Source organism: Aeromonas sp. HMWF015, assembly GCF_963878965.1.
GTDB lineage: Bacteria > Pseudomonadota > Gammaproteobacteria > Enterobacterales > Aeromonadaceae > Aeromonas > Aeromonas veronii.
In genome coordinates this window covers 66,429-73,040 of sequence record NZ_CAWNZT010000222.1, presented here as the reverse complement: position 1 = coordinate 73,040, position 6,612 = coordinate 66,429, and the positions used below count along the sequence as shown (strand labels likewise).

Sequence of the window (6,612 nt, the reverse complement as noted above, 5' to 3'; positions counted from 1 at the left end):
GGATTGGTGTAGAAGACCCGGGGCAGCGGGTAGTAGATCAACAGCGCATCATCCACCAGCAGGTCCGTCATCTCCTTGTGGGTAAGCTGCTCGCTGCGCAGCTCGCTCACCCCGCGGCAGAAGAGATCGAAGCGGCCCCGCGCCACCATCTTGAACAGCTTCTCGTACCCCTCCACTTCCACCACCTCCATCCCGGCGTAACGCAGGATGTCCACATCCAGCCACCCCTTGCCCTGACCGAAGGTAAACTGGCGCAGCCCCTTGAGGTCGGTCACTTTGCTCACCGCCGCCTTTTGCTGCTGGCTGACAAAACAGATGCGGTAGCTGACGATCCCCAGATGGATGGGAAAACGGACATAGGCGAGCCCCAGATCCTCGCGGGTGCTGCTGTAGCTGTCCATCACAAAGAGGTTGGGATAACTGTCGAGCTGCATACTGACCCGCTCGCGCGCCTTGGTCATAGGCGGCGCAGGCTCCAGCAGATAGTCGCCAAACTGGTCGCGGGTCTTGTCGAGGGCAAGCCGCAGCAGCTCCCGATCATAAGTGGTACGCGGATCCCGCTCGCTCTCCGGGCTGATGAAGGTAAACCGGGTGGCCGCCTGTCCGGTCAGCGACAACATGCAGAACAGAGCGGCAGCAAGCAGATGCAGGGGTGACATAAACCGCGCCTTGGCTGAAGGGGTTCTTTCAGTGTAGCCCTGAGCGTGGGCACTCGGCCCTGCCACCACCCCACGCTCTCCTCCCCTTTTCGGCCAGTCGCATCCATCAGCCTACTCCCCCACCGGAGGCGTGCTTCTGAGCGCTGTGGCATAACGCTGATAGGCAGCAGAGTCGCGCACCTGCTCGATGGTATCCCACACCTGCCGGCTTTGTCGGGGATGAGATTGATAAAAGCGGTGAGAGAAGACCAGATAGTAGGGCTTCTCCACCAGCACCGGCGACAGCCGCTCGATGCGAGTCTGCAACGCGGGATGGGCCGCCAGAATGCTGTCAGCCACCTCGGTCTGGATGGCGGTCGCCTGCGCCCGATCCATCACCAGCTTTTTCAAAATGATCAACGGGTCACGGCTGGAGTCATCCACCTCGGCTCCCGCAGCCTGCAACAAGTCGACGATGGAAAATCCTGACTGGGCCGCAACCACGCCATTGACCCTGAGGGTGGTGCCATCCCACTGGCTCTTGCCCCCCTTGAGTTGGTAGAGGCTGTAGCTCTCGGTCAGCAGCCGCTTGGCGGGGTCGGGTTTGCCCTCACGCATGGGATAAACCCCCACCCTGGTCGCCCGCTCGACGCTGTAACTCATCTTGATGGCCGCATCCATCTGGCCACTGCTCACCCGAGAGAGGCAGCGCTTCCACGGCAGCGGCGTCAGCACGATCTCGGCATCAAGAGCGGTAGCAACCGCCTTGAGGTGATACTGCACAACCCCCTCCCCCGATTGCAGCAGCCAAGGATAGGAATCACTGTTTTCAAAGCAGGTACGCAGCGTAAAGGCAGGGGCCGCACCGCCGGTCGCGGGCAGCAGCAAAGCAATAAAGAGCAGATAGCGGGCAGATGCGCGCATGGGCCATATCCTTGGCGGCAATTATTCCATCTCCACTATATCAGCCAGGAGTGAGCCAACAAGGATACATCCGGGCCGCCACAGGCCCGGAGAGCAGGTTCACACCGTGCCCGGCACTACTCTTCGCCGATGGGAGCGGCGATCCACTTCATCAGCGTCAGCATATCCTGCGGCGCCACACCGACCGAGAGGCCGCGCTTGCCGCCGCTCACCAGGATCTCGTCAAACTGCAGCGCCGACTCGTCGAGCACGGTGGGCAGCAGTTTCTTCTGCGCCAGCGGGCTGATGCCACCCACCTTGTAACCGGTCAGCTTCTCCGCTTCCGCCGGTTTCATCATCTCCACCTTCTTGAGGCCGGTCGCCTTGGCCAGCTGCTTCAGACTGCACATGCCGGACGAGGGCACGATGGCCACCACCGCCTGCTTGTCGTGATGGGCGACCAGGGTCTTGAACACCTGCGCCTCCGGCAGCCCGAGCTGGGTCGCGGCATGCTTGCCGAAATCGTCGTGGGCTTCGCACTCATAGGGGTAGAGCTTGTGGGGGATTTTGAGCTTCTTCAGCAGGTTGATGGCAGGAGTCATGATGGTTGCCTTGAATCGAATCGCATAAAAACAAGGCCAAACAGTCTGCGCCTGCGTGGCGAGGGATGCAAGCCGGAGGGGAAATATGTACCCATCACCGATAATACGTAGGGTGCCATTAACAAGGTGAAATGTGCTACTTGCCGTATGAAACACAGGACGAGTCAGGGCTAAGATCATTTCCGAGCGGAGCAAGGCGTGCCCCAACGAAATACAGCCAAAAACAAAGGGCGCCTTGTCGGCGCCCTTTGGCTTGATGGATATTGCTGAAGCCTGCTGGCTTGGGCTGGCTATCAACCGGTGTTGCGCATACCTGCCGCAATACCGGCGATGGTGACCATCAGCGCCTTGTCCAGCTCGGGATGCAGGGTCTCCGGGTGGTTGCGGGAGCGATTGAGCAGCTCGGCCTGCAGCACGTTGAGCGGGTCTGTGTAGGGATTGCGCAGCTTGATGGACTCCTTGATCCAGGGCTGAGCCTCCAGCAGATCCCCGCGCGGGCTCAGTTTCAGCACTACCTCGATGGACTCGGCGAGCTCCTGACGCAGCTGTTTGCCAAGGCCCCACAGCTCCTGCGGCACCAGACGGGTGTCGTAGTACTCGGCGAGCCAGACGTCCGCCTTGAGGAACACCATCTCCAGCATCTCGAGGCGAGTGCGGAAGAAGGGCCACTGGGCGCTCATCTCTTCCAGCACCGCCAGCTTGCCGCCGTCGATCGCCTGCTGCAGTGCCTTGTGGGCACCGAGCCAGGCTGGCAGCATCAGGCGGTTCTGGGTCCAGGCGAAGATCCACGGAATGGCGCGTAGACTCTCGACGCCGCCGTTGGGCTTGCGCTTGGAGGGACGGGAGCCGAGCGGCAGCTTGCCGAGCTCCATCTCCGGGGTGGCGGCACGGAAGTAAGGGACGAAGTCCGGATGACCGCGCACGATACTGCGGTAGTGCTCGCAGGAGTCGGCGGCCAGCTGTTCCATCACCTCGCGCCAGCACTCTTTCGGCTTGGGCGGTGGCAGCAGGTTCCCTTCCAGTACGGCGCTGGTGTAGAGCTCCAGACTCTTGATCGCCACTTTCGGCAGACCAAACTTGAAGCGGATCATCTCTCCCTGTTCGGTGGTACGCAGACCGCCACGCAGGGATCCCGGCGGCTGGGAGAGGATGGCTTGATGGGCAGGCGCACCACCACGACCGACGGTACCGCCACGGCCATGGAACAGGGTGAGGCGGATATTGTTGGCTTCGGCCAGCCCCACCAGGGATTCCATGGCGGCGTACTGGGCCCAGCCAGCGGCCATCATGCCCGCATCCTTGGCTGAGTCGGAGTAACCGATCATCACGTACTGACGGCCCTGAATGTAGCCGCGATACCAGTCCACCGAGAGCAGGCGCTCCATCACGGCGGTGCCTGCCATCAGGTCATCCTGGGTTTCAAACAGCGGGGCAACCGGCATGCGGAACTTGCAGCCAGCCTCTTTGAGCAGCAGTTGCACCGACAGCACATCGGACGGCGCACCGGCCATGGAGATGATGTAGATACCGAACGCATCGGGGTCGTGCTGGGCGATGACCTGACAGGTATCCAGCGTCTCGCGCACCTCGGCGCTCGGCTCCCAGTCGTGGGGAATGAGCGGGCGGCGGGAATTCAGCTCGTTGAGCAGGAAGGCCTGCTTGTCATCTTCGCTCCACTCGGCGTAGTCACCCAGACCCAGATAGCGGGTCAGCTCGGAGAAGACCAGCCCGTGACGCTCGCCATCCTGACGGATATCGAGCTTGACCAGATGGATGCCGAAACAGGCGACCTTGCGCAGCACATCCAGCAGCATGCCATCGGCGATGTTGCCCATGCCGCAGGCATGCAATGAGTGGTAGCAGAGCTCCAGCGGCTCGCGCAGCTGGGCGGTGGTCTTGACCAGATCCTGGCTCTCGCTCGCCTGACCCTGCACCTTGGCAGTGAGGTGCTCCTTGGTTTCGCGCAGCGCTTCACGCAGCTCGCGCACCAGCGCACGGTAGGGTTCGGGGTGATCGCCAACGCGAGCACGCACGGCGTCGGTACAGTCGGACATGGAGAGCTCGGAGGTGAGCTCCTTGATGTCTTTGTAGAACAGGCTCACCGCCATCCAGCGGCCCAGCTCCAGCACTTCGGCAGTCACCTTGGCGGTGACGAAGGGGTTGCCGTCACGGTCACCGCCCATCCAGGAGGTGAACTTGACCGGCGCGGCATCCAGCGGCAGCCGCACACCCAGATGGTGTTGCAGACGCTCGTCCAGATTGCGCATGAATTCGGGAATGGCGGGCCACAGGCTGTTCTCCACCACCGCGAAGCCCCACTTGGCCTCGTCGACCGGAGTCGGGCGCTGTTCGCGGATCTCGTTGGTGTGCCACGCCTGATTGATGAGCTGTTCGATGCGGTTGAGGATCTTGTCCCGCTCGCGGGGCAGCAGGTCGGAGAGCTCCAGCGCCTCGAGGCAGTCGTTGAGCTGCACGTGCTTGTGGATCAGGGTGCGACGGGTCACCTCGGTGGGGTGAGCGGTCAGCACCAGATCGATATCCAACTCGCGCACGGCCTGAATGATGGCCTCTTGCGACAGGTTGGAGGCTTTCAGCTTGTCGAACATCTGCTCCAGCGGGTCCGGGGTGCAGACCTGCTCTTCGCAGCGACGGGAGATGGTGTGGAACTGTTCCGCCACGTTGGCCAGATTGAGGAACTGGCTGAAGGCGCGGGCCACCGGCAGCAGTTCATCATCGCTCAGGGTGCGCAGGGTATCGAGCAGACGTTCCCGGTCTGATTCATTGCCCTTGCGGGAGGACTTGGCCAATTGGCGAATGGTTTCGATCTTGTCGAGGAAGGCCTGACCCTGATGATCCTTGATGGATTTACCCAGCAGCTGACCCAGCATACCTACGTTGGCGCGTAGTGCGGCGTACTTTTCGTTCATTCCACATCCTTATCTTGTTGGTGCCTGACACCCATCCGGGGTGCTAGACGACCTCACTTATTGTTGTGCGATTACAACATATGCTCCGTCATCTTAGGGTGACAATCTACCCAGATTGTCTGCGCAAGGTCAAATAACAGGCCGATTCAGAACATGTATTTCCATCACCACTCCACAACCGGCTTGTTATGTAACTTACTTACAGTTTTTACGCCCCTTTCACCGCTGCCGCTACAGGCAAAAACGTCTGATCAGGTGCTGCAACACCGAGGTGGTTGGCTTGACGAAGGAGAGGTCGAGATACTCATCCGGCTGGTGCGCCTGGTTGATATGACCGGGGCCCATCACTATGGTCTGGCAGCCAAGCTGCTGGATAAAGGGGGCCTCAGTGCAGTAGTTGACCGACTCGGCGGCGCGGCCGCTCGCCTTCTCAGCTTCGCGCACCAACACAGAGTCATCGGCGCAGGCGTAGGCGGGAATGGGTTCGTGCAGGTGTTGCAGATGCAGGCAGCCGGGCTGGTGAATTTCGATGGGTGACAGCGCCTCTTTGAGCATCCCCATCAGCTCATCCGGCCCCACCTGAGGGGTGGGTCGCAGATCGATATGCAGCTCGCAGCAGCCGCAGATGCGGTTTGGGCTGTCACCACCCTGAATGTAACCGAGGTTCAGGGTCGGCTGCGGCACGGCAAAACGGTGGTCGGCATAGCGATCTTTCAGATCCTGCTGCAAGCGCAGCACCTGCCCCATCGCCTTGTGCATGATCTCCATGGCGTTGACGCCGTTGGCGGGATCCGAGCTGTGACCGCTCTTGCCGGTAATGCGGATCGCCTCCGACATATGACCCTTGTGAGCCACCACCGGCACCAGTCCGGTCGGCTCGCCAATCACGGCATAGTCGGGTTTCAGCTCGGCAGCGGCAGCGATGGCGCGAGCCCCCGCCATGGTGGTCTCTTCGTCGGCAGTGGCGAGAATGCGCAGCGGCTTGGTCAACTTGGTGAGGTCAATATCTTTGAGCGCCTCGACGATAAAGGCGAAGAAGCCCTTCATGTCGATGGTGCCGAGGCCGTAGAGGCGGTTGCCCTCTTCGGTCACCTTGAAGGGATCCTTGCTCCAGCCCCCCTCATCGAACGGCACAGTATCTGTGTGACCTGCCAGCAGCAGACCACCCTCCCCCTGACCGATCGTAGCCACCAGATTGAACTTGCCCGGCAGGTCGGGGAGCGCCGTTACCTCGCACTGAAAACCGAGCTGACCGAACCAGTCGGCCAGCAGCCGGATCACCGCCTCGTTGCTCTGATCCCACTTGGGATCCGTGCTGCTGATAGAGGGAATCGCAATAATATTCTTATAAAGTGAAAAAAAATCCAGATTGGCCATCAGCTCCTCCTTGCGTCCCCGGAATGTTTCTGCTAGAAAATACAAATGCAAAGTGAGTGCATGAATATTCTGTAATTTTACCTGAATATCTGGCTCATCAACAAAGGCTTCTAGTTGTAAGGGAAAGTTAATGTTCTGTCACCTGATCTATAACCGACGACACAC

Annotated in this window: 5 protein-coding genes; all 5 read right to left on the bottom strand. The window is 60.6% G+C overall.

The window, feature by feature from the left end; all coding sequences use genetic code 11:
- On the bottom strand, positions 1-659 hold a 659-nt coding region (locus tag AACS18_RS12400; protein ID WP_108612426.1), incomplete at its 3' end, for a hypothetical protein.
- 111 nt (positions 660-770) lie between these two features.
- Positions 771-1,562, bottom strand: coding sequence for a transporter substrate-binding domain-containing protein (locus tag AACS18_RS12395; protein ID WP_108612425.1), 792 nt, complete (start codon positions 1,560-1,562; stop codon positions 771-773).
- Positions 1,563-1,678: 116 nt separating this feature from the next.
- Complete coding sequence (gene ybaK, locus AACS18_RS12390) at positions 1,679-2,143, bottom strand: Cys-tRNA(Pro) deacylase (protein WP_005336092.1); 465 nt, start codon at positions 2,141-2,143, stop codon at positions 1,679-1,681.
- Between the two features lie 293 nt (positions 2,144-2,436).
- Complete coding sequence (ppc, locus tag AACS18_RS12385) at positions 2,437-5,070, bottom strand: phosphoenolpyruvate carboxylase (protein WP_108612424.1); 2,634 nt, start codon at positions 5,068-5,070, stop codon at positions 2,437-2,439.
- A gap of 231 nt (positions 5,071-5,301) precedes the next feature.
- Positions 5,302-6,447 carry an acetylornithine deacetylase gene (gene argE, locus AACS18_RS12380; RefSeq protein WP_108612423.1) on the bottom strand — a complete coding sequence of 382 codons (1,146 nt, stop codon included), beginning with the start codon at positions 6,445-6,447 and terminating at the stop codon, positions 5,302-5,304.
- Between the last annotated feature and the right edge of the window lie 165 nt (positions 6,448-6,612).

Coding starts and splice junctions, on each gene's coding strand:
- AACS18_RS12395 (WP_108612425.1), bottom strand. CDS start 1,562: ATGCGCGCATCTGCCCGCTATCTGCTCTTTATTGCTTTGCTGCTGCCC.
- ybaK (WP_005336092.1), bottom strand. CDS start 2,143: ATGACTCCTGCCATCAACCTGCTGAAGAAGCTCAAAATCCCCCACAAG.
- ppc (WP_108612424.1), bottom strand. CDS start 5,070: ATGAACGAAAAGTACGCCGCACTACGCGCCAACGTAGGTATGCTGGGT.
- argE (WP_108612423.1), bottom strand. CDS start 6,447: ATGGCCAATCTGGATTTTTTTTCACTTTATAAGAATATTATTGCGATT.